Origin of the sequence: Spirabiliibacterium mucosae (genome assembly GCF_014884965.1) — a bacterium.
Classification (GTDB): Bacteria; Pseudomonadota; Gammaproteobacteria; order Enterobacterales; family Pasteurellaceae; genus Spirabiliibacterium; species Spirabiliibacterium mucosae.
Genome location: NZ_JABTBO010000005.1, coordinates 1 through 26,088, shown reverse-complemented (window position 1 = coordinate 26,088; position 26,088 = coordinate 1). Strand labels below are relative to the sequence as shown.

Genomic DNA, 26,088 nt, shown 5'->3' with positions numbered 1-26,088 from the left:
GCGAAATTAACTTTAAGTTTTGCTATAATCAAAAAATTAGCCCTATTCTAACATATTGAGTTTTTGATGTCGCAGCAATCCGAGCATAAAACCGCACTTTGTTTTTTTCACTCGCGCCCATTGCGCTTTTAATCGCTTTCGAGGCGCTGTTTTACGCCCTGCGGGTGAATCATGCCGACAGCCGCTTTTTTGCGCTGTTTTCCGCCGCGGTGTTGTGTGGGCAAGGTATTTTGCATTTGGTTTTCGCAAAAGGTGAAATTTGCCCCGGCCAACGTGGGCGGCTTTCCCGTGTCGAGCTCTTTTTTTCCCTTTATTGGGCGCTGGTGCTGCTCGCCTGCCTGCACAAGCCGTTTGTGCCGCAAATTTGGCAAGCGCTCGCCGGCCTCCTGCTCACGTTTAGCACCTTCCGCCAACCGAAAGAGCCGCAATTGCGCCAAGCCATTTTGCTCTTTGGTGCCATTTCAGGCAGCCTGGGGCTGGTGTGTTATGCGCTGTTGCTTTATCGCATCAATAGCCAGACCTGGGTGGTGCTCAGCCCATTTAATCAGCTGCTGATTGGCCTCATGTTGGCCTATTACGCGCTGCAACTTGCGCGCAGCCGGCTGGCCAATTTTATCGCGCTGCTGCCAGTGGTGATGCTGCTGATGCTAATAGTCAACGTGCTGTTTACTTTAGTAATGTTAGCCAGCGCCTATTTCACCGGCCAAGCGTTGATGCTGCGCATTGGGCCAAGCGCGCTCTATTTTGCACTGCATTTATTGCTCGCAGGATTGATTGCCCGCACGCTGCTTAAGCAAAAGCCCGCGGGCAAAGAGCAAAGTGCGGTTTGGCTGGCGGTGAGTTTGGCGCTGCCGTTAACCTTTGTGTGGGCGAATCTGTAATGGGCAAAAAGTGGCTTGTCGGCATAGGCGCGCTGGTGCTGGCGGTGGTCGGCATTGGTGGCTGGGCGCTTTTTGGTGGTGGCTTGCAAAAAGTCGCGAACCACTTTTTAGCGCCGGATTTTCGCGTGGCGTGGCAGCCGAAACTTGAGATTTCACGCCAGGGGCTTGCACTGGCGCACTTTCAGCTTTATAACGAAAAAGAACAGTGCTTGCTGCTGGAGTTAGACAACACCGAATTTCGCTGGCGCGAGCGCCGCTTGCAAGCTGAGCGTGCGAATGTTAATTACGCCTGCGCGCAAACCCTCGGCGGCGGGCAGGCATCATCAAATGAGCCGCCTTCATTGAGCAAAGTCGCCGCCTTGCTGCCCGTGGGCAGTGCCGCGATTGAGCACCTCACCTTTAGCCATGTTGATGATGTTTCCAATGTCCACTTGCAGGCGATTTTGCACAGTGAAAGTGCGGTCACACTGGCGCAAACTGCCGACGGGCTCGCACTCGATATCACCAGCCTTGCAGGCGATGAGCAACTGATCAACGCCCATGCCACATTGCGCGATCACACACTCCAAGGCGAGGCCACCTATCGCGGCGTGGACGGGATGGATCACGACGTTGCCTTTGCCACCACGCTGGCGGATAACCTCAATGAATTGCCTGAAAACGCGCAGGTGGCGTACCGCTGGCAAAACGCCGATTTGATTATCCCGCAAGGCAAGATTACGCTCGATTGGGCGGGCAAAAAGGGCACGCTGAGCGCCTTTGAGCACGTTGACGGGCAAGATGAAAAGCGCTTAAGCGTGCCTTTTGAGTGGCGTGGCAATGGCCTGCGGATTGAAAAAGCCGCGTTTGGCTGGGATAAAAACTTGCCGCAGCCCGTCAACGGCTTTGTCGACGTGGATATTGCCGCCGACAGCCAAGCGGACTTGCTCGCAGGGCGTGGGGTGGCGCTCAATTTCCGCCTGTCGATCCTCACCAACGGTGAAAAGGGCAAAGGCGTGATCGTGCTGCAAGGCAAAGACGGGCGGCTTGAAAACGGCACTTGGCAGCTGCCGTTGCAGGCCAACGGCAACGTGAAATCGGGCGATGCGGTGTTTTATGCCCAATTGCCGATGCACCTTGAAGGCGCGGTAAACGAACCGCACTTGCGCTTTTTGTCGGGCTCACTGCTGCGCATGCAGGGCAAAACTGATTACATCAACTTGCAAGAACTGCGCTTGCCACTGGCGGGCGTGAGTGTCAGCCCTTATGGCGTTGACGGGCGGCTGCAGGCGATTTTGAAAGGGCAGACGGATCAGTTTGACAAGATTGATTTGCACCTTGATGGCAAGGCCTATGAGTTCATCGCGGGCATTCAGTCGATCTTCAAAGTGCGGTCGGCCAGTGGCGTGACAAGCCCCGCGGTGGCGAATTTGTGGCAGTGGAAGTTTTGGGGTAGCGCGGGCGTGAAGGTGCTTGGCAGTCAGCTCTCGCTGCAAGGCCGTGGCCAGTGGCAGGACAACCGCATTGATATTCACCAATTTGACGGCCAGATGACCGCCTTTACCCTGCCCGGCGTGAAGGTGCAGCCGCTGGCGATGACCATTGCCCAGCCGATTCACTGGGATTACCAAAATGACGATTTGCTAGGTGGCCTTGTGGTGCGCAATAGCAGCATTGATCTTGATTACGGCGGGCGGTTTGAAAAGCCTGAGATGATTGTTTCGATGGCCGGGCCTGATTTTTCCCATCTTGCGCTTAAAGGCGTGCTGCGCGCCAACACCTTGGGGCCGATCACGCTTTATGCCAGCTACCGCGATCAGCGCGTGAAAGGCAATATTTATTGGCCTGAGCAATCAGCGGCGGTGTTTCAGTCACTCTTCCCGCCGAAGATGGATTGGCTGATTAAACAAGGCAAAATCCGCGGGCAAACGGCGTTTTCCATCACGCCAGAGCAAGGGGCGATTGCTGGTGGCCACTTTGCCATTGAAGGCGGGCGAATCAAGCTGCCAGACGGCGAGATCAAAGGCATTGAGTTTTCGCTGCCGTATCGCTATGCCGATCAACACGTGCAACTCGGCGTGAAAGGGCCCGTGGCGGTGCACGTGGCGGAGATTGAAAACAACGGGCTGAAGGTGAATAATCTCTCGGTCAAAGTGCAGGGGGATTACCCTTACAGCGCCAAAAAGCCGCTTAAGCTCTCGCAATTGCGCCTTGAGCTGCTCGGCGGAGAGCTGAGCGTCAACCGCTTTGCGCTGCCGCAACGCCATGTGGCACATTTCAAACTCCACCAGATTGATTTAGCCCAAGTACTGAGCTTGTTGCAATACAACCAAATCAGCGCTACGGGCTTGCTCAACGCCGATTTGCCGTTTTGGATCAACGGCAAACAGTGCATTATTTGTGATGGCGTGATCGAGCAAGGCAATCAATGGCACATTAAACTCAGCCCTGAGCTGGTGGCGCAGGTGAAGGCCAAAGGCGGCATGACGGAGCAAATTTTGCTCGATATTTTGCATGAAATGGACGTGTTTGACTCCAACATCAAAGTGAATTTGCGCCACAATGGCCTCGGGCTAATGGATGCCAAAATTCATGCCACCAACGCCCAAGGCAACCCGGTGACACTCAATTATACCCACAAAGAGAACCTGTTTGATTTGTGGTATTCTATCAACTTTGGCAATACCCTAGAGCAGCAATTGGAGTATTTGCTTGAGCAACAACAGATGAGAGAGAAGTGATGAGATTGATTTTTCCTGCGACCGCACTTTTATTGCTGTGCGCCTGCACCCCCAAAATTCAGCTGGAAACGCCTAAAACGGGTATCACGGTGAATTTGAATGTCGAGGTGGATCATAAAATCCAAATTGAAACCGACAACAACACCAAAGCGATTTTGGATAAAGCGCCTGCGCGTTAATAGTCGGTTTTATCTTTAAACTCGCACAAATCTTCAATGATGCACGCCCCACAACGCGGCTTGCGCGCCACACAGGTGTAGCGGCCGTGCAAAATCAGCCAGTGGTGTACGTCCACTTTAAACTCAGCGGGCACCACTTTGAGCAATTTTTCCTCCACTTTGACCACATCTTTGCCCACAGCAAATTTTGTGCGGTTGCACACGCGGAAAATGTGAGTGTCAACGGCAATCGTCGGCCAGCCAAAGGCGGTGTTGAGCACCACATTGGCCGTTTTGCGCCCCACGCCGGGTAGCGCTTCAAGGGCTTGGCGATCTTCCGGCACTTCGCCGTGGTATTGGCTGGCTAAAATGCCGCAGGTTTTGATGATGTTTTCCGCCTTGCTGTTAAAAAGCCCGATGGTTTTGATATAACCCTTCAAGCCCTCAACGCCGAGGTCATAAATGGCTTGAGCCGTATTGGCGACAGGGAAGAGCTTGGCGGTGGCTTTGTTGACCCCTTTATCGGTGGCCTGCGCGGATAAGATCACCGCAATCAGCAGCTCAAACGGCGAGCTAAAATTGAGCTCCGTGGTCGGGTGCGGGTTGTCATCACGCAGGCGCGTTAAGATCTCAAGGCGTTTTTGCTTATTCATTTGGCCAGCTTGTCATCAAGGAGGTTTTTCAACGCCAAAATCAGCCCCAAACCAATAAAAGCGCCTGGTGGCAAAATGGCGAGCAAAAAGGCGGTGTCAACGTGTAGCACGGTGATTTTCAAATTCGCTGCCCACGGGCCAAAAAGCTGCTCCATGCCGGCAAACAGCGTGCCGGCGCCGAGCACTTCACGCATGGCGCCGAGCAGCACCAAGCTCAGTGTCATGCCAAGGCCCATGGCAAAGCCGTCAAACAGTGATGGCGCCAGCGGATTTTTCGAGGCAAAGGCCTCCGCGCGGCCAATCACAATACAGTTGGTCACAATTAGCGGGATAAAAATCCCAAGGGCGAGGTAAAGATCGTAGACAAACGCGTTCATCAGCAGCTGCACTGCGGTCACCATGGTGGCGATGATCATCACATAAATAGGAATGCGGATTTCATGCGGGATGGCGCGACGGCACAAAGAGACAATACCATTGGTGCAAATCAGCACCAGCATGGTCGCCAGCCCCAAGCCCAGCGCGTTGGTCACCGAGCTAGACACCGCCAGCAGCGGGCACAGCCCAAGCAGTTGCACCAACGCCGAGTTGTTGCTCCACAACCCTTGGCGGAAAATGCCCGCCCAGTCGGTGGTGATTTTTTCTAACACCACGGGGGTGTCGTCAACGGTGATGTCTGAAGTTGCCATAATTTACTCACAAGGTTGCAGCCGAGATAACGCGCTCGGCGGGATATGCTCAAGCACCGCAATGGCGGTGGCTTTCACGGTGTTGACCACCGCTCTTGGTGTGATGGTGGCGCCAGCAAATTGGTCAAACTCGCCGCCGTCTTTTTTCACCGCCCATTTGGCGCTGTCGTTTAAGCGAAAGAGCTTGTTGCTAAAGGCATAAATCCAGTTGGATTTTGCCGTTTCCACTTTATCACCCAGGCCAGGTGTTTCTTTGTGCTCCAGCACGCGCACGCCGAGGATTTCGCCATCCGGCGTGATGCCAATTAAGATCACAATTTTGCCTGAATAGCCCTGCATTGTCACGGCTTTGATGGCGTAGGCCTGCACTTGCTCATCTTTTTTCGCCACAAAAATCTCTTGAATATTGGGCGCAAAGTCAAAGTGCGGTTTCAGGCAGCTTTGCAAAATCGCGTTATTATAACTGCCCGCAGGCAGCACTTGGTTGAGCAGCATCTCTTGCTGGGCTTGGCGCTGGGCGTTGATGCGTGATTGCGTCATCAAATGAATGCCAAGGGAAAGTGCGGTGCAGGCCAACGCCACAAAGCCCAAAATCAGCGCCGAGCGCAGTGTGGTTTTAAACATCGCGGCCTCCTTTGCTGCCGTATATGGCCGGCTGCGTGTAGTGGTCGATTAACGGCACGCAAATATTGCCCAGCAAAATGGCAAACGCCACGCCGTCGGGGTAGTTGGCATAATAGCGGATAATATAAATCAAAAAACCGACCAGCGCGCCAAAGACCCACTTGCCTTTCGGTGTGATGGAGCCTGTCACCGGGTCGGTTGCGATGAAAAAGGCGCAGAACATAGTTGCGCCACTCATCAAGGTGGCCAGCGGATTGACCCCATTGGCTGCGCCAAGGAGGTAGTTGCCACAGGCAGACAGCAACAGCGCAAGGCAAAGTGCGGTCGGGGTTTGCCAGTGAATGATCTTTTTCCACACTAAAAAGAGCCCACCGAGCAAAAATGCCAGGTTGATTTGCCACCAGCCGTGTGCCAAGCCCGCGGCGGTGAAAATCGGTGAACTCAGCAGCTCTTGCAAATTCGCTTTATGGCTGAGGCCTGTTTTGATGCTATCAAGCGGTGTGGCCTGGGTGATGCCATCAATGCTGGCAAGCAGCTGCGCTTGGCTGTAGCCGTCGGTGGTCAGGCCTGTGAAAATCAATGAGGCGGCATCATGCAGCGACGGCGGCTCGTGCAGCAGCGCAATGGGTGGCATCCAGCTGGTCATTTGCAGCGGGAATGAGATCAACAGTACCACATAACCGACCATCGCAGGGTTAAACGGATTTTGCCCCAAGCCGCCATAAACATGCTTGCCCAGCACCACAGCGCAAAACACGCCAATCAAAATCACCCAATAGGGCGCATAAGGCGGGATCGCCACGGCCAAAATGAGGGCGGTGAGCAGCACGCTGAAATCACTGACATAAAAAAACACTGACTTGCGGCGCAATACGGTGATGAGCAGCTCAAGGGCATAGGCAAAAGCCATGGCCAGCGCGCTTTGTACCAGCACGCCGGAGCCGAAAAAATAACACATCACCACAATCGCGGGCACCATCGCCACCATCACCCACAGCATAAAGTGCGCGGTGAGCTGGCGTGAGTGAACATGAGGCGAGCTGATGAGCTTAAACATTAATCACCTTCCTTTGAATTATTCTCTGCCTTGGCGGCCTGCTTGGCTTTGGCGCGCGCAATGGCGGCTTTCACCGCGGCTTTTTTCGGGTCGATTTCTTCTTTTGGCGCAACCGCACTTTGTGTTTTCTCTGCCTGCTTGGCTTTGGCACGGGCAATGGCGGCTTTCACCGCGGTTTTTTTCGGATCGCTTTCTGCTTGTGGCTCGACCGCACTTTGGGTTTTCTCTGCCTGCTTGGCTTTGGCACGGGCAATGGCGGCTTTCACCGCGGCTTTTTTCGGATCGCTTTCTGCTTGTGGCTCGACCGCACTTTCGGTTTTCTCTGCCTGCTTGGCTTTCGCGCGTGCAATCGCAGCGGCCACGGCGGCTTTGCATGGGTCGTTTTCTTGTGGCTCGACCGCACTTTCGGTTTTCTCTGCCTGCTTGGCTTTCGCGCGGGCAATCGCAGCGGCCACGGCGGCTTTGCGTGGATCGATTTCTGCTTGTGGCTCGACCGCACTTTGTGTTTTTTCCGCTTGTTTGGCTTTCGCGCGGGCAAGGGCAGCGGCCACCGCGGCTTTGCGTGGGTCACTTTCTTGCGAGACCGCACTTTGCTCACTGGCTGCTTGGGCTTTTTGCAAGCGGCGGGCTTTGCGCTGTGCCATTAGCTCGCTGTTATCTGGCAGCACCTCGCCGTTTTGCCCTTGCACGGTGGCCTGTGGTGTGGCTTGAGCTTTTTTCGCTTTCAAGCGCTCAAGGGCGGCTTTGACAGGGTCTTCCCCTTGTTGGTTGGCCACCTCTTGCCTGCGTTTTTCGGCGGCGGCTTTGGCGCGGGCCTCGCGGGCTTGTTTTTCTTTCAACAAGCGTGCTTCACGGGCTTCAAACCGCACTTTAGCCTCTTCTGCCAGGCGCTCTTTTTCTTTGATTTCAGCAATTTTCGCCTTTTCTTGGCGGAAGTATTGAATCAGCGGGATGTGGCTTGGGCAAACATAGGCGCACACGCCGCACTCAATACAGGCGCTGAGGTTGTATTGGGTGGATTTGTCGTGCTCTTCGTTGCGCGCAAACCAATAAAGCTGCTGCGGCAGCAATTGCACTGGGCAGGCATCCGAGCAGCTTGAGCAGCGAATGCAGCCCTGTTCAGGGGCTTGCGCTTGATATTCAAAATGGTCCGGCGCGATGATGCAGTTGCTCAGTTTGGTGATCGGTGCGGCCAAGTTGGGCAGAATATAGCCCATCATCGGCCCGCCGACAAAAATCGGCAACCGTGGGTCGGCTTGGTAGCCTGCTTGTGAGAGCACGTGGCGAATCGGCGTGCCAAAACGCAGCCAGTAGTTGCGCGGCTGCGGGATTTTATCGCCCGTGAGGGTCACCACCCGTTCGATCATCGGCTCACCGTCAATCACCGCGCGTTTGATGGCATAGGCGGTGCCGGTGTTGTGCATCAAAATGCCCAGCTGTGATGAGCGCGCCCCGTGCGGCACTTCAAGGCCAGTTAAAATTTGGATCAACTGCTTAGACGCACCCGATGGATAAATGGTGGGGATCACGCGCAGTATAATATCGTTGGCGCCTTTAAGCGCCTTTTTCACCGCCGCAATGGCACGCGGTTTGTTGTCTTCAATTGCAATCACCACCTTCTGCGCGCGGGTGAGGTAGCGCAAAATACGCACGCCTTCAATCATTTCGGCGGTGTAGTCTTGCATTAGGCGGTCATCGCAGGTGATGTAAGGCTCACACTCCGCACCGTTAATAATCAGCGCCTCAATGCCGGATAACACGGCCTCAATTTTGCGCGCGGTCGGGAACACCGCACCGCCGAGGCCGGCGATGCCCGCGTGGTGAATTTTCTCCACCAAGGTTTGTGGCGGCAGGCTTAAGTAATCGCTGCAAGGCTCAAGTGCGGTCCATTTGTCCTCGCCGTCGGCTTCAACGTGGATCATGGTTTCACTCAAGCCTGACGGGTGATTGGCTGGGAACGGCGCAATGGCGCGAATATAGCCCGATGTTGGCGCGTGCACGGGCACATGGCGGAAATCGCTGTGCTCGGTGAGTTTTTGCCCTTTGAGCACATGTTCACCCACCGCGACACACAGCGTGGCGGATTCGCCGATGTGTTGCTTCAGCGGGATATAAAAGTCTTTTGCCAGCGCGATGCGGGCAATGCGCTTGCCGTTGGATTGGGATTTCATCTCCCGCGGGTGAATGCCGCCTGGGAAGCGCCACAGCTTGCCGCTATCTAACCGTTGGAGGAGATCACGCATGGCTATCCTCCTGCGGCTCAATAGTGCGGGTTGGGATAATCAAAGTGCGGTCGAACTGCCAATTCCAATGCTCGAGATCCTTTTTCACTGGCTCCATGGTGATGCAGTCGGTTGGGCAGGGCGCAACACACAGCTCGCAACCCGTGCAAAGGCGCGGGATCACGGTGTGCAGCGCTTTGTTCGCGCCGATGATGGCGTCCACTGGGCAGGCTTGAATGCACTTGGTGCAACCAATACACATGTCTTCATGAATAAAGGCGACTTTCACCTCAGGCGCGCCTTCGTCAAAATCGGTTTTGGGCACCTCGACGCCAAGCAAATCCGCCAGTTGCACCACCAGCGGCTGGCCACCTGGCACACATTTGGTGATCACATCACCGTTGGCGATGGCATCGGCATAAGGCCGGCAGCCAGGGTAGCCACATTGGCCACATTGGCTTTGCGGCAGCAGCGCGTCGATTTTATCCACGATCGGGTCGCTTTCCACTTTGAGCTTGACCGACGAAAAGCCCAAAATCGCACCAAAAATCAGCGCCAGCAGCGAGATGATGATCAGCACCCAGTGCAAGGTGGTCAGTTGCGCGAGCATACTCATCAGCTATGCACCAAGCCGGCAAAGCCTAAAAAGGCCAGTGACATCAACCCTGCGGTAATCAGCGCGATGGATGCACCACGAAACGGCGCAGGCACATCGGCACCCGCCAGGCGCTCACGCAGGGCAGCAAACAGCACCAACACCAGCGAAAAGCCCAGTGAGGCACTAAAGCCGTAGACCACCGATTGCACTAAATTGTGCGCAAGGTTGACGTTCAACAGCGCCACGCCCAACACGGCACAGTTGGTGGTAATCAGTGGCAAAAAGATGCCCAGCAGGCGATAAAGCACCGGGCTGGTTTTGTGGATCACCATTTCGGTGAATTGCACCACGACGGCGATCACCAAAATAAAGACGAGGGTTTGCAAAAAGTTGGCATCGAGCGGGGCGAGGATATAGCGCTGGATCAAATACGAGCACAGTGAGGCCACCGTCAACACAAAAGTGGTGGCCAAGCCCATGCCGATGGCGGTTTCAATTTTTTTTGAAACCCCCATAAACGGGCACAAGCCTAAAAATTTAATCAATACAAAGTTATTGACCAGCGCGGTGCCAATAACCAACAAAAGGTAATCTATCATCGTTTCAATGCCAAAAATTTAAGAGTGCTATTATCGCGATTTATCTCAGTTAGAACAATACTCGATCGCGATTATTTTCGCAAACTTAGGGCTCCACCATCAATGGCGGCGGCAGGGGTTCAGCTTTGCCTAAAAAGTGCGGTTTTTTCTGGGTGAACAAATCCCACAGCATATACACGCGTGCCAACAGCTCACGCACACGCACGCCGTAGTGGCCTTCAGGGTAATCAGCGGCAAAGCAAATGGCGTTGATATCGTAATATTTGGCGATAAATAACGCCCGTTCGCAATGAAACCGCTGGGAGATAATCGTCATCGCGTGAGCGTGAAAAATATCTTTGGCGCGAATCACCGAATCCAGCGTGCGGAAGCCGGCAAAATCGAGGTATAAAAAATCTGCGCCCACGCCGAGCTTGCGTAAATCTTTGAACATATTGCGCGGCTCGTTGTAAGACGCTTGGCGGTTGTCGCCGCTGAGCAGAAGGTAATCCACCTTGTGGCTTTTAATCAGCTTTTGCGCCGCCAGCAGGCGGTTGTAATAAAATAAATTGAGCGAGTTGTCGCTGAAATAGCGCGAGGTGCCGAGCACCAAGCCATAAGGGCGATAGGGCAGCTCGTCGGCGTTTTCATACACATCACCACGCACATACAAACTCACGCCAATATCAATGACCGCCACCAACAATACCGCCGCCAGCGCGCTGATGCCAAGATATCGCAGCAGTTTGGGTAACAAGGCGCGCAACGGTGCGCCGAGCCGCGCTAAGCGCTCGTGGATGGAGGAAAGTGCGGTTTTCTGAGGTGATTTCTTTTTCGCCATAATCTTCTTATGCGCTTAGCCTAGGGCGATTATACCGAGTTTGCCCGCGCGATAAAAGCTACGCAGACCGCACTTTTGCTTTTTGCGCGGCATTTTCGCTGTAGGTGATGTATAAAATCGCGATAATAATCAGCGCCGCGCCCAGCCACAGCCGCCCAGGCGGCACCGTGGAGAAGATCCACCAGCCGGCGAGCACATTGAGTGGCAGTTTTAAAAAATCAAACGGCTGCAAATAGGCCGCATCGGCAAAATTATACGCCTTCGCCACCGCCAACTGCGCAATCGCGGTTAAAAAGCCAAGCAAAATCAAATAGCCCAACTCCATCGCAGTGGGCGCAACAAGGCTGTTGTTAAGCGCCATTAATAGGTTAAACGGCGTGATTAAAATAAACAGATAGACCACAATGGTGGTGGGTGACTCGTGAGCCGAGAGCTTTTTCACCATTAATGAATAAATGGCCCAACACAGTGCGGCAGCCACAGGCAGCAGTGCCACGGGGTTAAAGTCCTCCGCCCACGGTTTTAAAATCAACATCGCGCCACTAAAGCCAAGCAAGGTGGCGAACAGGCGGTTTGCGCCGACCTTTTCTTTCAAAAAAAGTGCCGCGCCGAGGGTGGCGAACAGAGGCGAGGTCATAATCAAGGCGATGCCTTGCCAAATCGGGATGGGGTAGATCAGCGCGCTGATCCAACACTGAATGCCGATAACCGAAATCCCCACCCGCACGATATGCCAGGTGAGATAGCGCGTTTTGAGCACGCTTTTGCCCGCTCGAAAGAGGCTGGGCGCTAAAAACAGCAAGGCGAATAAATATTGATACAACGCCACCGATTGTGAGCTAATGGCGGAGTGCAACCCCAAAATTTGGGTTAGGGCATTGATGGCGGCGAACACCACGCCGGCGAGAATCATCGCCACAGCGCCTTTAATTGGATGATGTAACATAATGTTTACTATGATGAAAAATGGTATAAGCATACCGTGCAAGCGGCAAAATGCAAAGACTATTTTAGCCGTTTTTAAATCTAGACGTTTAGACTGCTAAAATTTCTTGACATCTCCCGCCGCTCGGTAACGTAATGGCATTTCGTCAACCCGCTGTGTAAGGTCTATGACAATCAAACGTGTAACCCTATTTCAACACGCACCGCTTGCCCTGTTCAATGGCGGCGCGCTTGCCAACATTGAGGTGGCCTACCAAACCTACGGCACGCTCAATCCCGCGCGCGACAACGCTGTGCTGATTTGCCATGCGCTCACCGGCGACGCCGAGCCTTATCACGCGAGTGAATCGGGGCAAAAAGGCTGGTGGCAAAATTTTATGGGGCCAGGGCTGGCGTTGGACACGCAGCGCTATTTTTTCATTTGCTCCAACGTGCTTGGCGGTTGCATGGGCACAACGGGCCCGTCTTCTCTAGCGCCTGACGGCAAGGCCTTTGGCAGCCGCTTCCCAGCTATTAGCGTGCAGGATATCGTTGCCGTGCAAAAAGCGCTGTTGGATTATCTCGAGATTCATCATTTGCACGCGGTGATCGGCGGCTCTTTTGGCGGCATGCAGGCTACCCAGTGGGCGATTGCGTATCCCGAGATGATAACCCATGTGATTAACTTGTGCTCCTCACTGGCACTAAGCCCTGAGGCGGTGGGGTTTGACCATGTGATGCGCCAGGCGATCATCGCAGATCCGCACTTTAATAATGGCGATTACTATGAGAGCACGCCACCGCATCAAGGGCTGGCCGTGGCGCGGATGCTCGGCATGCTGACCTATCGCACGGGCCGCCAACTCAACAAGGCCTTTGGCCGCGCCAAAAAGCAAGAGCCGCGCTATTTTGGCGACACCTTTCAGGTGGAGTCTTATTTGAGCTATCAAGGGCAAAAATTTCTTGACCGCTTTGATGCCAACAGCTATTTGCACCTCACCCGCGCGCTCGACAGCTTTGACCCTGCCGACGGCTATGAAAGCCGTCAAACCGCACTTTCACGCATTCAAGCGCACTACACCATGATTGCTGTCGCCAGCGATCAACTCTTCACCTTAAGTGATATGCACGCCAGCCGCGATGAGTTGCGAGCAAGCGGCGTGAATCTTGACTATTACGAGCTCAATTCCGACTTCGGCCACGATGCCTTTTTGGTGGAATACGACTTTTTTGAACCGTTTTTGCGCAAGGGTTTAGGGCAGGAATAATGAAGCCTGCGTGGGCAGGCTTAAGTTAATTATTTTTATTGGCGAGTTTTGATACCAAGTAGTTGAAGAGTATCGCCATAAGTAGAAAAGTAGCGATGCTGAATGTCACTGCGCTCATTTATCCCCCTAATGTTGCCTTTAATACTCTCAGTTTGCGAGCAATATTCATAAAGAGAAATATCGCCATTAGCAGCATGACTGCGTTTAATCCTTTATTGAGTATAGCATTTTCCCCTAAAATGACAACAGGAACAGCTAAGATAGCAACCTTAGCAATGTCATCACTCATTTTAGCCCACGCATCTAAAGTTTCTTTTTCAATTGGGCGTTTAAATAACGTTAACATAGTGCCTCCTGCGGTGGTGTGTGCTTGCAGGTTAAATTACGGCGAGGCGCAGAGCAAGGCCGCGGCGGGCAAAATGCGATGACGATCGTAGACGCTAGCGCACTTTTTGCATGGTGTGATTGGCAAAAGGCTCAGCGAGGGCGTGCAGTGGTGTGCCATCGGGCATGATGAGATCAGGGGCGATCTCAAGCAGTGGGATCAGCACAAATTCGCGCTGGTGCATGTCGTAGTGCGGCACGGTGAGCCGCTCACTTTGGATGAAGGTATTGCCGTAGAGCAAAATGTCGAGGTCAAGCGTGCGCTCGCCCCAGCGGCGTTTGCGCACGCGGCCTTGGGCCTGTTCAATTTGTTGGAGCTGCTCGAGCAGTGCCAAAGGTGAAAGTGCGGTATCAACAGCGGCGACGGCGTTGACGTAATCAGGTTGATCCTGCGGGCCAAGGGGCACGCTTTGATAAAACGCGCTGACCGCACTGAGCTGCGTGTCAGGCAGCTGCTTGAGGGCATTCAAGGCGCGCTCAAGCTGCTCAACAGGGTTGCCCAAATTGCTGCCAAGGGCAATAAAGGCGCGCACGCTAGGCATTATTGGCTCCCGTGGTGGCAGGTTTGCGTTTGCGACGCCGGCGTGGGCGGCGTTTTTTCGCCGGTGGCGATTTTTGATTTTGCTCGTCCACCAACGCTTGACGCTGGCTTTCGTTGCTTAATTGATAGGCATGCCACCATTCGGTCAGCTCGATTAAATCGCCTTTTTCTAATTCTGCGCGCATGGCGAGCAAATCAAAGCCAGCGCGGAATTTGTTGCGAGCAAAAATGCGCTCAGCTTGGTTGCCGTTGCGCCGTGGAAACTGCAATTGCAGTGACCAAATTTCCCGAATCACCATGGTGTGACGCCGTGGCACCGCCAGTGCTTTGCAAAGGCCACTGAGCACATCGGCGGCGGCGACGTTAAAGGCATCGTTGTTTTTCAAATTTGCTTCGTTTTTCAGCTGCTCCATGCTCTCACGCAGTGGGTACCAAAAAATCGCGGCAAACATAAACGCCGGGTTAATCCGCAAGTTATCGGCGATACGCTCATCGGTTGAGCGCAGGGCGTGCTCAATCATGCGCTCGGCGAGGGAGTCTTGATTTGGCGTGAAATAGGCCACCAAGGTCGGGAAGAGGTATTTCACCAAATCATATTCCCGCAACAGGCGGTAGGTTTTCAAGCCATTACCACTTTGCAGCAGTTTGAGTGACTCATCAAATAAGCGCGCAGAAGGGATTTGGCGTAGTAGTGGGGCATAGTGCGCTATCGGCTCAAGGCTTTCGCGTTCTAGGAACATATCCAGCTTGGCCATAAAGCGCACCGCGCGCAAAATGCGCACAGGGTCTTCTTGATACCGCACTTTAGGGTCGCCAATAAGGCGCAGCTTGCCCGCGCGGATGTCGTCCACGCCGTTGAAATAATCCAGCACTTCATTGCGCTGCGGATCATAATAAAGGGAGTTGACGGTGAAATCGCGCCGCTTGGCGTCGTCTTCGAGAGTGCCGTAAACATTATCGCGCAGCAGCATGCCGTCGGTGTTGCATTTGCGCTGTAATTCATCCGAGGTTTCGGATTCGCCGCGGAAGGTCGCCACTTCAATAATTTCGCGCCCACACATAATGTGCGCTAGGCGAAAGCGGCGGCCGACAAGGCGGCATTGGCGGCCAAAGGCGCGCTTGATCTGTTCTGGGCTGGCGTTGGTGGCCACGTCAAAATCTTTCGGCTTTCGCTCAAGCAGCATATCGCGCAGGCAGCCGCCAACCAAATAGGCCTCATAACCGTGGCGCTGCAGTTTGGTGACCACACTCAGTGCGTTGTGAGATACCAGCTTGGTGTGCACGCCGATGCTTGAGGCCTTCACGCGAGTGGGCTGAAGTGTTTCTTGCCCATGCGTTTCGGCTGGGCGTGGGGCAGGGCTCGGCGCAGGGGCAGTTGTAGTCGGCTGCGGGTTGCTGGGTTGTTCGACTTTGCCGAAAAATTGTTTAATCAGTTTTAAAATAGGGCACCTCAATTGGCAAGCTTGAATTTGATTGCAAATTGTAGTCAAAAAAGTGGATTTTGCAAGTGAAAAGCCCCTGCAAGCAGGGGCGTTCGTGCATTATTTTGAGGTTTGTTTTTCGCGTATTTCGGCTAATGTTTTGCAATCAATGCACAAATCCGCCGTTGGGCGCGCCTCAAGGCGACGAATGCCAATTTCGACACCGCAGGTGTCGCAGTAGCCGAAATCACCTGTTTCAATTTTGGCTAATGTGTGGTCAATTTTTTTCAGCAATTTGCGCTCGCGGTCACGGCTACGCAACACCAGTGAAAACTCTTCTTCTTGGGTGGCACGGTCGGCCGGGTCTGGGAAGTTGGCGGCTTCGTCTTGCATTTGTGCAACGGTTTTGCCCGCTTCATCAACAATTTGGTTTCGCCAAGCATGGAGAATTTTTTTGAAATGAGCGAGCTGATTCTCGTTCATATATTCTTCATTTTTCTTTTCGACGTAAGGCTCCACGCCAGCCAAAGACAAAAGGCTCAACGACGTTTTCGGCGCACTTTTACTCATTTTATTCTCCTGTGTGTGAACTGCTAAAGCGAGGTTCATGCATGAGTGAATGACATTAACTCCATCGAGGTAGAGTCTGTCGCGATTTTTTAAAGGCGTATATTTATCAGACCTGTCCGCATTTGGCAAATAAAATATTGTCAAGATTGCACTTTTTTTACACAGGCAGGCGCTTTTATGTCAACTTTTATTGAAATTTGTGATGAGTTTCACTTTTGCGATCGCCATTCCAAAATCACGGGCCTGGCCTTTTCTCCAATGTGGCTTTTTGCTATTTGTCTATTATTTAGCAAACTCTCAGCGCGCGTGTTACGATTTTCACTGTGTTATTTAACCGCACTTTTGCAAGTGTTATTTTTGCCCCTCGCGGCCTTGGGGGCATACCCCTACCTGTGCGCTGCAGGCGTGGTGCTGGCGCTGCTGGGCTGGCGCAAACGTGTGCGCGCGCTTGGCACAACCGCACTTTTCCTGTTTTGTGCAGCATTCACACAATGGCAGATCGCGCATTTTTGGGCGCAGGCCAATGCCGCGTCGCAATTAGGGGCGATTTCCACCACGGCGGAGCTCGTGGAGGTGAAAAGCCAAAGTGCGGTTTACACCAGCGTGGTGGCGCAGGTGGATTTGCGCCCATGGCAGTTGGGCTGGCAAAAGCTATTGCTAAACTGGAAGCTCGACAGCCCCGCCCAAGTCGGCGCGCACTGGCAGCTTTCACTCAAACCCACGGCGCTCAAGGGACGGCTGAATATCGGGGGTTTTAGCCGCCAGCGCTGGCTGATTGCGCAAGGGATTATCGCAACCGCCACGGTCAAGCAGGGGCAACAGCTGGCCGAGCCCTCAGGGCTGCGCGCCGAGCTGTTGGCCAAAACGCAGCGTGCGCTGACAAATCTAGAAAATAAAGGCCTGCTGCTCGCGCTGGGCTTTGGTGAGCGAGAGGCGGTCAGCCAAAGCCAGTGGGCGCTGTTTCGAGCCAGTGGCACAGCGCATTTAATGGCCATTTCAGGGCTGCACATTGGGCTGATTGCGCTCTTCGGCTTTATGTTGGCTCGCGCTATGCAGTGGCTGATGCCAGCGCGCTGGCTGTCACCGCACTTTCCGCTACTCACCAGCTTTGTGTTTGCGCTTTTATATAGCTATTTGGCCAACTTCTCACTGCCGACCCAGCGCGCGCTGTGCATGCTTGGGGTGTGGCTTTTGGCAACAATGTTGCGTATTCACCTGCGCCCTTGGCAAGTGCTGCTTTATGCCGCATTGGTGGTCACGCTAATTTGGCCGTTTGCCTATTTGCAATCGGGCTTTTGGCTCTCTTTTGGTGCCGTGGCTGCCATTGGGCTGTTCAACACCTTTTTGCCGCTTGGGCAATGGCACTGGCGCGGGCAAAACCTCAAAGTGCGGTTGCAACGCACCACGGCTGGCAAACTCGCCTACGCCGCGCTCGGGTTGTTGCACCTGCAAGTTGGGTTACTTTTGCTGCTCACGCCGTTGCAATTGTGGCTCTTTGGCCAGCTGCCGCTCGGGGCGTTGTGGTCGAATCTGCTGCTATTGCCGATTTTCACCGTGGTGGTGATGCCGCTGTTGTTATTCAACATTGCCACCGCCGCGCTGCCTTGGGCGTGGCTTGATAGCTTATTGAGCGGCTGCCTGTGGCTGCTTGAGAGTTTGCCAAATCGCTTATTGAGCCTATCAAACCACCAGATGCTGGCCTTGAGCGCCGCGCTGTTTGGCCTGACCGCACTTTTATTGCTTATCCTTAAATGGCGCCCTGTTACCCATGATGACACCTTCACAAAGCCTTTTTTGCATTATGGCAAAAGTGCGCTGGCCTTTGGTGCGCTGGCGCTGGGGTGCTTAGGCGGAATGGTGGCGCGCGCGCCGCAATGGCAGCTCAATGTGATGGATGTGGGGCAGGGGCTCTCGCTGGTGTTAAATCGCCACCACAACGCACTGATTTATGACACCGGCGTTGGCTGGGGCGTGGCAGCATGGCCCAGCTTGAAATCATGCCCTTTCTTACCCGCGCTGGGCTTGAGCCGCAGTGGCTGGTGGTGAGCCATGACGATAACGATCACAGCGGTGGCGCGCGGGATCTGCTAACGGCGTACCCCAACCTTAATCTCATCAGCCCGTCGCATAAAGATTATGGCCGCGCGCCGATGGCCTGCGTGCAAGGCCAGCGCTGGCAGTGGCAAGGCTTTGAGATAACCGCACTTTGGCCGCCGCGCCAGGTGGCACGAGCACAAAATGGCGACTCTTGCGTGCTGCTGATTGCCCGCGATGGGTTGCGCTTTTTGCTCACAGGCGATCTCGACGCCGCGGGCGAGCGTGCCATTGCCGCCCAAGTTGGGCCAGTTGATTGGCTGCAAGTGGCGCATCATGGCAGCAAAACCTCCAGCTCGTGGCGGTTTTTGTCACAGCTGCAACCGCGCGTGGCACTCATCGGCGTGGGGTTGAATAATCCGTGGCGCTTCCCGCACCCGAGCGTGCTTGCGCGGCTTGAAAAAGTGCAAAGTGCGGTTTTCGACACCGCACGTTGCGGGCAAATTCAACTGAATGTGTATGACCCGCCCGATGTGGAGATCACCTGCGCGCGCACGCGATATGCGCCGTGGTTTCATTCAATTGTTGGCGTGGCGGGCAATAACAGTTAAAATAAGCCCAAATTAGCGAAAAGATGATAAAAATGAACGAAACCGAAACTGAATTACTGGATAAAGATTTCTCCACTGGCAAAACATTCAAGCGCCTGTGGCCGATGATTGTGCCGTTTAAATCTGGCCTGATTGTGGCGGCGATCGCGCTGATCATCAACGCCTTGACCGACTCTGGCTTGATTTATATGCTAAAACCACTGCTTGATGACGGCTTTGGCAAGGCGGACAGCAGCTTTTTGAAAATCATGGCCGTGGTGGTGGTGATTTTGATTTTCTTCCGCGGCTTGAGTAATTTTGTTTCCACCTATTGCTTGGCGTGGGTGTCTGGCAAAGTGATTATGGTGATGCGGCGCAAATTGTTCAAACACATGATGTATATGCCCGTCACCTTTTTTGATAACAACTCCTCGGGCAAATTGCTCTCGCGCATCACCTATGATTCAGAACAAGTGGCCGCATCGTCTTCGGGCGCGCTGGTGACCATTGTGCGCGAAGGGGCGTATTTAATTTCACTGTTGGCGGTGATGATCTACACCAGCTGGCAGCTTTCGGTGGTGCTCTTTATCATCGGGCCGATTATCGCGGTGCTGATCAGCATGATTTCAAAGCACTTTCGCCGATTGAGCAAAAATATGCAAACCTCAATGGGCGAGCTGACCGCCAGTGCCGAGCAAATGCTTAAAGGCCACAAAGTGGTGCTCTCCTTTGGTGGTCAAAAAGTGGAGGAAGATCGCTTTAACCATGTCAGCAACGACATGCGCCGCAAGGGCATGAAGATGATGATGGCCTCGGCCATTTCTGACCCGATTGTGCAGATCATCGCTTCTTTCGCCCTCGCGGTGGTGCTCTATCTCGCCACGATTCCAAGTATAATGGAGCAATCATTGACGGCGGGGGATTTCACCGTGGTGTTCTCGTCAATGCTGGCGATGATGAAGCCACTGAAATCCTTAACCAACGTGAACGCCCAGTTCCAACGCGGCATGGCAGCCTGCCAAACGCTGTTTAGCATCATGGATTTGCCGAAGAAAAGACAACGGCACGCTGGCGGTGGAGCAGGTGCGTGGCGAGGTGAGCTTTCGTGATGTCACCTTCCGTTATGCCAGCAAAAACAACGATGTGCTGCGCCATATCAATCTCACCATCCCGGCGGGCAAAACCGTGGCGCTGGTGGGGCGCTCTGGCTCGGGCAAATCGACTATCGCCAATTTGATCACGCGCTTTTACGACGTGCACCACGGCGAGGTGTGCCTTGATGGGCGCAACGTGCAGGATTACACGCTTGAAAACCTGCGCAATCACTGCGCGGTGGTATCACAACAGGTGCATCTGTTCAACGATACCGTGGCGAATAACATTGCCTACGCCGCCACCGACCAATACACCCGTGAGCAAATTGTCGCGGCGGCCAAAGCGGCCTACGCGCTGGAATTTATTGAAGATTTGCCGCAAGGCATGGACACCGTGGTGGGCGAAAACGGCGTGATGCTCTCTGGCGGCCAGCGCCAGCGTTTGGCCATTGCCCGCGCGCTGTTGCGCAATGCTAGCGTATTGGTGCTTGATGAGGCAACCTCCGCGCTGGATACCGAATCAGAGCGCGCCATTCAAGCGGCACTGGATGACATGCGCAGTGAGCGCACGATTATTGTGATCGCCCATCGGCTTTCCACCATTGAAAATGCCGATGAAATTGTGGTGGTTGACCACGGTGAAATTGTTGAGCAAGGCACCCACAGCGATCTGCTGGCAAAAGGGCAGGCCTATGCTCAGCTGCATAAAATGCAATTTAACCACGCATCATGATGACATTTTGGTATAAACGGACGTTTTTAAGTTATCTCTTGTTGCCGCTCTCCGCACTTTTTGCTCTGGTGGCCAGCCTGCGGCGGTGGTGCTATCAGCGCGTATTCACGCCCTACACAGCGCCCGTGCCCGTGGTGATTGTGGGCAACATCAGCGTTGGGGGCAATGGCAAAACGCCCGTGGTGATTTGGCTGGCGCAGGCATTGCAAGCAAGAGGCTTGCGTGTGGGGGTGATCTCCCGCGGTTATGGTGGGGAAAAAACAGACAAAGTGCGGTTGGTTAATGCGGCCAGCGACGCGCAACAAGTCGGTGATGAGCCGGTGCTCATCGCCAAGCGCACGGGTGCTGCTGTGGCAGTGTGCCCGAATCGACAGCAGGCGATTGAAGCGCTGCTGGCACAAAGTGCGGTTGATGTTATTCTCGCCGATGATGGCATGCAGCACTACAAGCTTGTGCGCGATGTGGAGCTGGCGGTGATTGACGGCGAGCGCCGCTTGGGCAATGGCTTTTTACTGCCCGCCGGCCCCCTGCGTGAGTGCCCAGCCCGGCTTAAAACAGTGGATGGCATCATTTGCAACGGTGGCCAGGCGAGCGCAGGCGAGGTACAAATGCGCCTTGTGGCTGACAGTGCGGTGAATATGCGCACGCAAGAGGTGCGGCCACTGCGCGAGTTTGCTACCCAAACGGTAGTGGCGATGGCCGGCATTGGCCACCCGCCGCGCTTTTTTAGTACGTTAGCGCATTTTGGTATTCAACCGATCGCCCAGCACAGTTTGGCCGATCATCATCACGCGAGTGCCGAGCAGCTGCAGGCGATGGTGACAGAGCAGCAGCATTTGCTGATGACAGAAAAAGACGCCGTGAAATACCACGCGCAGGCGCAAAGCAATTGGTGGTATGTGCCTGTGCAAGCACAGATGAGTGCTGAAATTGAGCCGATTATCGAGAACATAGTGAGGTTAGTGAAATGAATAAACAGGTGTTAGGCATGTTGGCTTGCCCGCGTTGTCAAGCCAAATTGCGCTATGACGAGGCGCATGCACGGCTGATTTGTGAGCATGAAAAGTTGGCTTATCCCATCGATCAAGACATTGTCGTGCTGCTGCCTGAAAGTGCGGTTGCGCTCAACGAGGAGGTGCAACATGGCTAATTTCACCGTGATTATTCCAGCGCGTTATGCCTCCTCCCGCCTGCCAGGCAAGCCGCTGGCGGATATCGCCGGCCGGCCGATGATTCAACACGTGTGGGCACAAGCGAAAAACGCCGGCGCCGAACGCGTGGTGGTGGCCACCGATGACGAACGCGTGAAAAGTGCGGTCGAGCAATTTGGTGGCGAGGTGTGCATGACCTCCGCTCATCACAACTCTGGCACCGAGCGTTTGGCGGAGGTGATTGACGTGCTGGGCTTGGCGGATGATGAGATTGTGGTCAACGTGCAAGGCGACGAGCCGTTAATTCCGCCTGTGATTATCGAACAAGTGGCCACGTTGCTTGCGGGCAGTGAGGCGAAAATGGCCACACTGGCGGTGAAAATTGACGATGCACACGAGCTGGCCAACCCAAATGTGGTTAAAGCGCTGTGCGATAAAGACGGCTATGTGCTCTATTTTTCCCGTGCGCCAATTCCGTGGCACCGTGATGAATTTGCCAAACAAGGGGCGAGTGAGGCACAAAGTGCGGTTGAAAAGTTTGACTATTTGCGCCATATTGGGCTTTATGCCTATCGCGCGGGGTTTATCCGCCAGTATGTGGCGTGGGCGCCAAGCCCGATTGAGCAAATCGAATCATTAGAGCAGTTGCGGGTGTTGTGGTATGGTGAAAAAATCCACATCGCGATTGCCAAAGAAACGCCCGCTGTTGGGGTGGACACCGCGGAGGACTTGGAAAAAGTCCGCCAAATTTTAGCATAACCAAGAGGGCTAAACGATGTTTGAAAAAGTGGTTGGCTCCGTCTTGTCTGGGCTGTTCGGCCAAGGCAAAAGCGGGCAAAGTGTACAGGCAATGCAGTTGATTAACGCATTATTAAACTCCCAAGGCGGCCTGCAAGGGCTGCTGGCCAAATTTCAACAAGGTGGCTTGGGTGATTTGGTGCAATCGTGGCTCGGCCAAGGTGAAAACAAACCCGTTTCACCACAAGAGATTGACCAGGCGATTGGCTCACAGGATCTTGAGCACGCCGCCAAAGAGGCTGGCCTTGAGAATAAACACCAAGCGTCAGATTTGTTATCGCAATTTTTGCCGCAAATTGTTGACAAACTCAGCCCTAATGGCCATTTGAACGACGCGGGCAACGGTGATTTGCTCAGCAAAGGCATCCAGTCGGTGCTTGGTGGTTTGTTCAAAAAATAGTGCGCCTTGTTGATGTTTGACGCCAAAACATTCCTTGCCAATGTAACCAGCGAGCCTGGCGTTTATCGTATGTATAACGCCGAGGGCGAGGTGATTTATGTTGGCAAGGCCAAAGATCTCAAAAAGCGTTTAAGCAGCTATTTCCGCAAACATCTCGGCAGCAAAAAAACCGAAGCGCTGGTGGCGCTGATCGCCCATATTGATGTGACCGTCACCCACTCTGAAACTGAAGCGCTGCTGCTTGAGCACAACTATATCCAAAAATACCAGCCGAAATACAACGTATTACTGCGCGATGATAAATCGTACCCTTACATCTTGCTCACCAAAGAGCGCCACCCGCGGGTGACGTTTCACCGTGGCAGCCAAAAGATCAAAGGCGATTATTTCGGCCCCTACCCAAACCGTTACGCGGTGAGCGAAGCCTTGGGCTTGATTCAAAAAATGTTCCCGATTCGCCAGTGTGAAAACTCGGTTTATCGCAACCGCTCGCGCCCGTGCCTGCAGTATCAAATTGGCCGCTGCCTGGCGCCGTGCGTGAGTGGCTACGTCAGTGATGAAGACTACCAGCAGCAGGTCAATTATGTGCGCTTGTTTTTGCAAGGGCGCGACAGCCAGATCATCGAGCAACTGGTCAGCCAAATGGAGCAGGCAAGCAGCCAGCTTGATTTTGAAAAAGCCGCGTTATTTCGTGACCAAATTCAGTCAGTGCGGGCGGTGACAGAGCAGCAATTTGTGGCCAATGCGCGAGGTGAGGATATGGATCTCATCGCCATTGCCCACCGCCACGGGCTGGCGTGCGTGTATATGATTTTTATCCGCCAAGGCAAAGTGCTCGGCAGCCGAGGCTACTTCCCGAAAATGCCAAGCTACACCGCACTCGATGAAATCACCCATGGCTTTTTGGGCCAATTTTACCTGCAGGGCGCACAGGGACGCAGCATTCCAAAGCGGATTGTGGTTAATCGCAAACTCAAAGACAAAACGGTGCTTGAAACCGCGCTGAGCGAGCAAGCCGGCGTGCAAGTCCACATTCAAGACAACGCCAAGGGCAAGCAGTCTAAATTTTTACATTTGGCTGAAATCAACGCTGACAACGCGCTAACCGAGCAGCTCAAGCAAAGTGGCCGCATCGGCGAGCGCTACCAAGCTTTAACCGCACTTTTAGGCCTTGATCACATCAAGCGCATGGAGTGCTTTGACATCAGCCACACCATGGGGGAGCAAACGGTGGCCTCGTGCGTGGTGTTCAATCACGAGGGGCCTTTCAAGGCCGATTATCGTCGCTTTAACATTGAAGGCATCACCCCAGGTGATGATTATGCCGCGATGGAAAAGGCCTTGCTTAAACGCTACAACAAGCCACTTGAGCCAAGCAAAGTGCCTGACATTATTTTTATCGACGGCGGCAAGGGGCAGCTTAATCGCGCCCAAGCGGTGTTCGACAGCCTTGATGTGGAGTGGGATAAAAACAAGCCGTTGTTGATTGGCGTGGCCAAAGGGGTGGACCGCAAAGCGGGGCTGGAGACGCTCATCATCAGCCGGCAAGATAAAGAGTTCCACCTGCCAGCCGACAGCAGTGCGCTGCATTTGATTCAACATATTCGTGATGAATCCCACCGCCACGCCATTGGCGCGCACCGCAAAAAACGGCAAAAAGCCTTCACCCAAAGTGGGCTTGAAGCGATTGAAGGCATTGGCGCCAAGCGCCGCCAAGCACTGCTGAAATACCTTGGCGGCATGCAAGGGGTAAAGGCCGCCACCGTGGACGACATTGCCCGCGTGCCTGGCATTTCCAAAACCATGGCGGAGACAATTTTTGATTATCTCAAGCATTCGTGAGTTTTCAAGCCCACGAATTTGGAGTACAATGAGCCAAATTGTGCGCTGAATTGACTGCTATGAAATTAAACATCCCAACATTCCTCACCCTGTTTCGCGTGGTATTGATTCCGCTGTTCATAGCTTGTTTCTACCTGCCTTACAAATGGGCGCCATTTTTGACCGCACTTGTGTTTTTGATTGCCGCCATCACCGACTGGTTTGATGGCTTTTTAGCACGCAAATGGAACCAAACCACCCGCTTTGGCGCCTTTTTAGACCCCGTAGCCGACAAAGTGATGGTGGCGGCCGCCTTGGTGTTGGTGGTGGAATATTACCACTCAATTTGGATCACGCTGCCGGCGATTGTGATGATCTCGCGTGAAATCATCATCTCCGCCTTGCGGGAATGGATGGCCGAAATCGGGGATAGAAGCAAAGTGGCCGTGTCTATTTGGGGCAAAGTGAAAACCACCGCACAGATGATCTCCCTCATCGGCTTGCTCTGGCGCGCCGCGCCGTGGATGGAAACTTTAGCCACCATCGCGCTTTATATTGCCGCGATTTTAACCGTGTGGTCGATGCTGCAATACCTCAAAGCCGCACGCGGCAGCTTGCTTGATGATTTAACGCCTTAAAAAGCTGTTTTTTGAGCAGTCAAACCACGCGGTGCAAAATCGCGGTTGACTTAAAAGCGAAAATCAGTAAAATGCACAGCACTTGAGAGCAATGCGGGAATAGCTCAGTTGGTAGAGCACAACCTTGCCATGGTTGGGGTCGCGAGTTCGAGTCTCGTTTCCCGCTCCACCCTCAAGCCCGAGTGGTGGAATCGGTAGACACAAGGGATTTAAAATCCCTCGGCTTTCGAGCTGTGCCAGTTCAAGTCTGGCCTCGGGCACCATTGAAAATAATCAATCATTTCAAAAAGATAGTCGCTAACAAAGCGGCTTTTTTTATGACTAAACGCCACCGCACTTTTGCAAAAATGCCCCACTGGTGGCTGTTCGGTGGCTGTGATTTAAAAGTGACATTGGCAAAACATCACAACAGCCACCAGCAGATAGCTAATACTGGCTTTATTTCTTCTCTCTAAATATAATCGTTGATGGAATGACGCTGCCTTGGGCGACGTGAAGGGATCACCGCTGACGCTGAGAACGTTAACGTTAAAAACCCGCAAGATATAGGCGTTATGTTGGCAAACAGATGAATGTGGGTGGTCAAGTCACAGGGGGTTATGGCTTCTCTGATTCAGAAAATTTCAAGCATTCCAATTCGGAGGGAGAGAAGTGATGAAAAAAATATTTTTTCTAATGTCTTTTTTGTTATCAGGTTGTT

The 26,088-nt window shown here is 53.6% G+C and carries 24 protein-coding genes, 2 tRNA genes and 2 pseudogenes; 15 read left to right on the top strand and 13 right to left on the bottom strand.

Annotated elements, in window-relative coordinates; all coding sequences use genetic code 11:
- Positions 1-98 precede the first annotated feature (98 nt).
- Genes HPC37_RS02710 through HPC37_RS02700 form a run of 3 tightly spaced genes read left to right on the top strand, consistent with a single transcriptional unit; the run spans position 99 to position 3,780 of the window.
- The gene (locus HPC37_RS02710) at positions 99-881 is read left to right on the top strand and encodes a hypothetical protein (RefSeq protein ID WP_208121692.1); all 783 of its coding nucleotides are present in this window, start codon (positions 99-101) and stop codon (positions 879-881) included.
- Positions 881-3,601: an intermembrane phospholipid transport protein YdbH family protein gene (locus HPC37_RS02705; protein WP_208121691.1), complete on the top strand. Its 2,721-nt coding sequence runs from the start codon at positions 881-883 to the stop codon at positions 3,599-3,601. Before HPC37_RS02710 ends, HPC37_RS02705 begins: the two co-directional genes overlap by 1 nt.
- Positions 3,601-3,780 carry a YnbE family lipoprotein gene (locus HPC37_RS02700; protein WP_208121690.1) on the top strand — a complete coding sequence of 60 codons (180 nt, stop codon included), beginning with the start codon at positions 3,601-3,603 and terminating at the stop codon, positions 3,778-3,780. Before HPC37_RS02705 ends, HPC37_RS02700 begins: the two co-directional genes overlap by 1 nt.
- Here HPC37_RS02700 and nth read toward each other — a convergent pair.
- The 9 genes from nth to HPC37_RS02655 all read right to left on the bottom strand — a co-directional run bounded on the left by nth (position 3,777) and on the right by HPC37_RS02655 (position 11,967).
- Positions 3,777-4,412, bottom strand: a complete 636-nt coding sequence (gene nth, locus HPC37_RS02695) for an endonuclease III (RefSeq protein ID WP_208121689.1) — start codon at positions 4,410-4,412, stop codon at positions 3,777-3,779. The genes HPC37_RS02700 and nth overlap by 4 nt on opposite strands.
- Complete coding sequence (locus HPC37_RS02690; RefSeq protein ID WP_208121688.1) at positions 4,409-5,101, bottom strand: electron transport complex subunit E; 693 nt, start codon at positions 5,099-5,101, stop codon at positions 4,409-4,411. The genes nth and HPC37_RS02690 overlap by 4 nt, the downstream gene beginning before the upstream one ends.
- A gap of 3 nt (positions 5,102-5,104) precedes the next feature.
- Positions 5,105-5,725, bottom strand: a complete 621-nt coding sequence (gene rsxG / locus HPC37_RS02685; protein WP_208121687.1) for an electron transport complex subunit RsxG — start codon at positions 5,723-5,725, stop codon at positions 5,105-5,107.
- Entirely contained in the window at positions 5,718-6,782 is a 1,065-nt protein-coding gene (gene rsxD, locus HPC37_RS02680; protein ID WP_208121686.1) for an electron transport complex subunit RsxD, read from the bottom strand. Before rsxD ends, rsxG begins: the two co-directional genes overlap by 8 nt.
- Positions 6,782-9,025, bottom strand: a complete 2,244-nt coding sequence (gene rsxC / locus HPC37_RS02675) for an electron transport complex subunit RsxC (protein ID WP_208121685.1) — start codon at positions 9,023-9,025, stop codon at positions 6,782-6,784. Before rsxC ends, rsxD begins: the two co-directional genes overlap by 1 nt.
- Positions 9,018-9,620, bottom strand: a complete 603-nt coding sequence (gene rsxB, locus HPC37_RS02670; RefSeq protein ID WP_427915944.1) for an electron transport complex subunit RsxB — start codon at positions 9,618-9,620, stop codon at positions 9,018-9,020. Before rsxB ends, rsxC begins: the two co-directional genes overlap by 8 nt.
- Positions 9,620-10,201, bottom strand: a complete 582-nt coding sequence (gene rsxA, locus HPC37_RS02665; RefSeq protein ID WP_208121684.1) for an electron transport complex subunit RsxA — start codon at positions 10,199-10,201, stop codon at positions 9,620-9,622. The genes rsxB and rsxA overlap by 1 nt, the downstream gene beginning before the upstream one ends.
- 85 nt (positions 10,202-10,286) lie before the next feature.
- Entirely contained in the window at positions 10,287-11,021 is a 735-nt protein-coding gene (locus HPC37_RS02660) for a SanA/YdcF family protein (protein WP_208121683.1), read from the bottom strand.
- 58 nt (positions 11,022-11,079) lie between these two features.
- Complete coding sequence (locus HPC37_RS02655) at positions 11,080-11,967, bottom strand: DMT family transporter (RefSeq protein WP_235961319.1); 888 nt, start codon at positions 11,965-11,967, stop codon at positions 11,080-11,082.
- Between the two features lie 166 nt (positions 11,968-12,133).
- Between HPC37_RS02655 and metX the strand changes: the two genes are divergently transcribed.
- Positions 12,134-13,213, top strand: a complete 1,080-nt coding sequence (gene metX / locus HPC37_RS02650) for a homoserine O-acetyltransferase MetX (RefSeq protein ID WP_208121682.1) — start codon at positions 12,134-12,136, stop codon at positions 13,211-13,213.
- 118 nt (positions 13,214-13,331) lie between these two features.
- On the opposite strand, the gene HPC37_RS02645 is transcribed toward metX, so the two are convergent.
- The 4 genes from HPC37_RS02645 to dksA form a co-directional block, all read right to left on the bottom strand.
- On the bottom strand, positions 13,332-13,559 hold the full coding sequence (locus tag HPC37_RS02645; protein WP_208121681.1) for a hypothetical protein: 228 nt from the start codon (positions 13,557-13,559) through the stop codon (positions 13,332-13,334).
- 94 nt (positions 13,560-13,653) lie between these two features.
- Positions 13,654-14,139, bottom strand: coding sequence for a 2-amino-4-hydroxy-6-hydroxymethyldihydropteridine diphosphokinase (gene folK, locus HPC37_RS02640; protein ID WP_208121680.1), 486 nt, complete (start codon positions 14,137-14,139; stop codon positions 13,654-13,656).
- A complete protein-coding gene (pcnB, locus tag HPC37_RS02635; RefSeq protein ID WP_208121679.1) occupies positions 14,132-15,592 on the bottom strand; it encodes a polynucleotide adenylyltransferase PcnB in 1,461 nt (486 codons plus the stop codon). The genes folK and pcnB overlap by 8 nt, the downstream gene beginning before the upstream one ends.
- Positions 15,593-15,679: 87 nt before the next feature.
- Positions 15,680-16,129 carry an RNA polymerase-binding protein DksA gene (gene dksA / locus HPC37_RS02630; protein WP_208121678.1) on the bottom strand — a complete coding sequence of 150 codons (450 nt, stop codon included), beginning with the start codon at positions 16,127-16,129 and terminating at the stop codon, positions 15,680-15,682.
- Positions 16,130-16,306: 177 nt separating this feature from the next.
- Between dksA and HPC37_RS02625 the strand changes: the two are divergent.
- The 11 genes and pseudogenes from HPC37_RS02625 (at position 16,307) to HPC37_RS02570 (ending at position 25,843) form a co-directional block, all read left to right on the top strand.
- Positions 16,307-18,774 (top strand): annotated as a pseudogene (locus HPC37_RS02625) (DNA internalization-related competence protein ComEC/Rec2).
- Between the two features lie 32 nt (positions 18,775-18,806).
- Positions 18,807-20,580: pseudogene (gene msbA / locus HPC37_RS02615) on the top strand (lipid A ABC transporter ATP-binding protein/permease MsbA).
- Entirely contained in the window at positions 20,580-21,551 is a 972-nt protein-coding gene (lpxK, locus tag HPC37_RS02610; RefSeq protein WP_208121765.1) for a tetraacyldisaccharide 4'-kinase, read from the top strand. Before msbA ends, lpxK begins: the two are co-directional and overlap by 1 nt.
- Entirely contained in the window at positions 21,548-21,730 is a 183-nt protein-coding gene (locus HPC37_RS02605) for a Trm112 family protein (RefSeq protein WP_208121675.1), read from the top strand. Before lpxK ends, HPC37_RS02605 begins: the two co-directional genes overlap by 4 nt.
- Positions 21,723-22,490: a 3-deoxy-manno-octulosonate cytidylyltransferase gene (gene kdsB / locus HPC37_RS02600; RefSeq protein WP_208121674.1), complete on the top strand. Its 768-nt coding sequence runs from the start codon at positions 21,723-21,725 to the stop codon at positions 22,488-22,490. The genes HPC37_RS02605 and kdsB overlap by 8 nt, the downstream gene beginning before the upstream one ends.
- Positions 22,491-22,506: 16 nt before the next feature.
- Positions 22,507-22,929 carry a YidB family protein gene (locus tag HPC37_RS02595; RefSeq protein ID WP_208121673.1) on the top strand — a complete coding sequence of 141 codons (423 nt, stop codon included), beginning with the start codon at positions 22,507-22,509 and terminating at the stop codon, positions 22,927-22,929.
- Positions 22,930-22,941: 12 nt separating this feature from the next.
- The gene (gene uvrC / locus HPC37_RS02590) at positions 22,942-24,771 is read left to right on the top strand and encodes an excinuclease ABC subunit UvrC (protein ID WP_208121672.1); all 1,830 of its coding nucleotides are present in this window, start codon (positions 22,942-22,944) and stop codon (positions 24,769-24,771) included.
- Between the two features lie 59 nt (positions 24,772-24,830).
- Complete coding sequence (pgsA, locus tag HPC37_RS02585; protein WP_208121671.1) at positions 24,831-25,388, top strand: CDP-diacylglycerol--glycerol-3-phosphate 3-phosphatidyltransferase; 558 nt, start codon at positions 24,831-24,833, stop codon at positions 25,386-25,388.
- A gap of 93 nt (positions 25,389-25,481) precedes the next feature.
- Positions 25,482-25,557: transfer RNA gene (locus HPC37_RS02580), tRNA-Gly, on the top strand.
- Between the two features lie 7 nt (positions 25,558-25,564).
- Positions 25,565-25,651 (top strand) — tRNA-Leu (locus HPC37_RS02575).
- A 54-nt stretch (positions 25,652-25,705) separates the two neighbouring features.
- Positions 25,706-25,843: a hypothetical protein gene (locus tag HPC37_RS02570; protein ID WP_208121670.1), complete on the top strand. Its 138-nt coding sequence runs from the start codon at positions 25,706-25,708 to the stop codon at positions 25,841-25,843.
- The last annotated feature ends 245 nt before the right edge of the window (positions 25,844-26,088 follow it).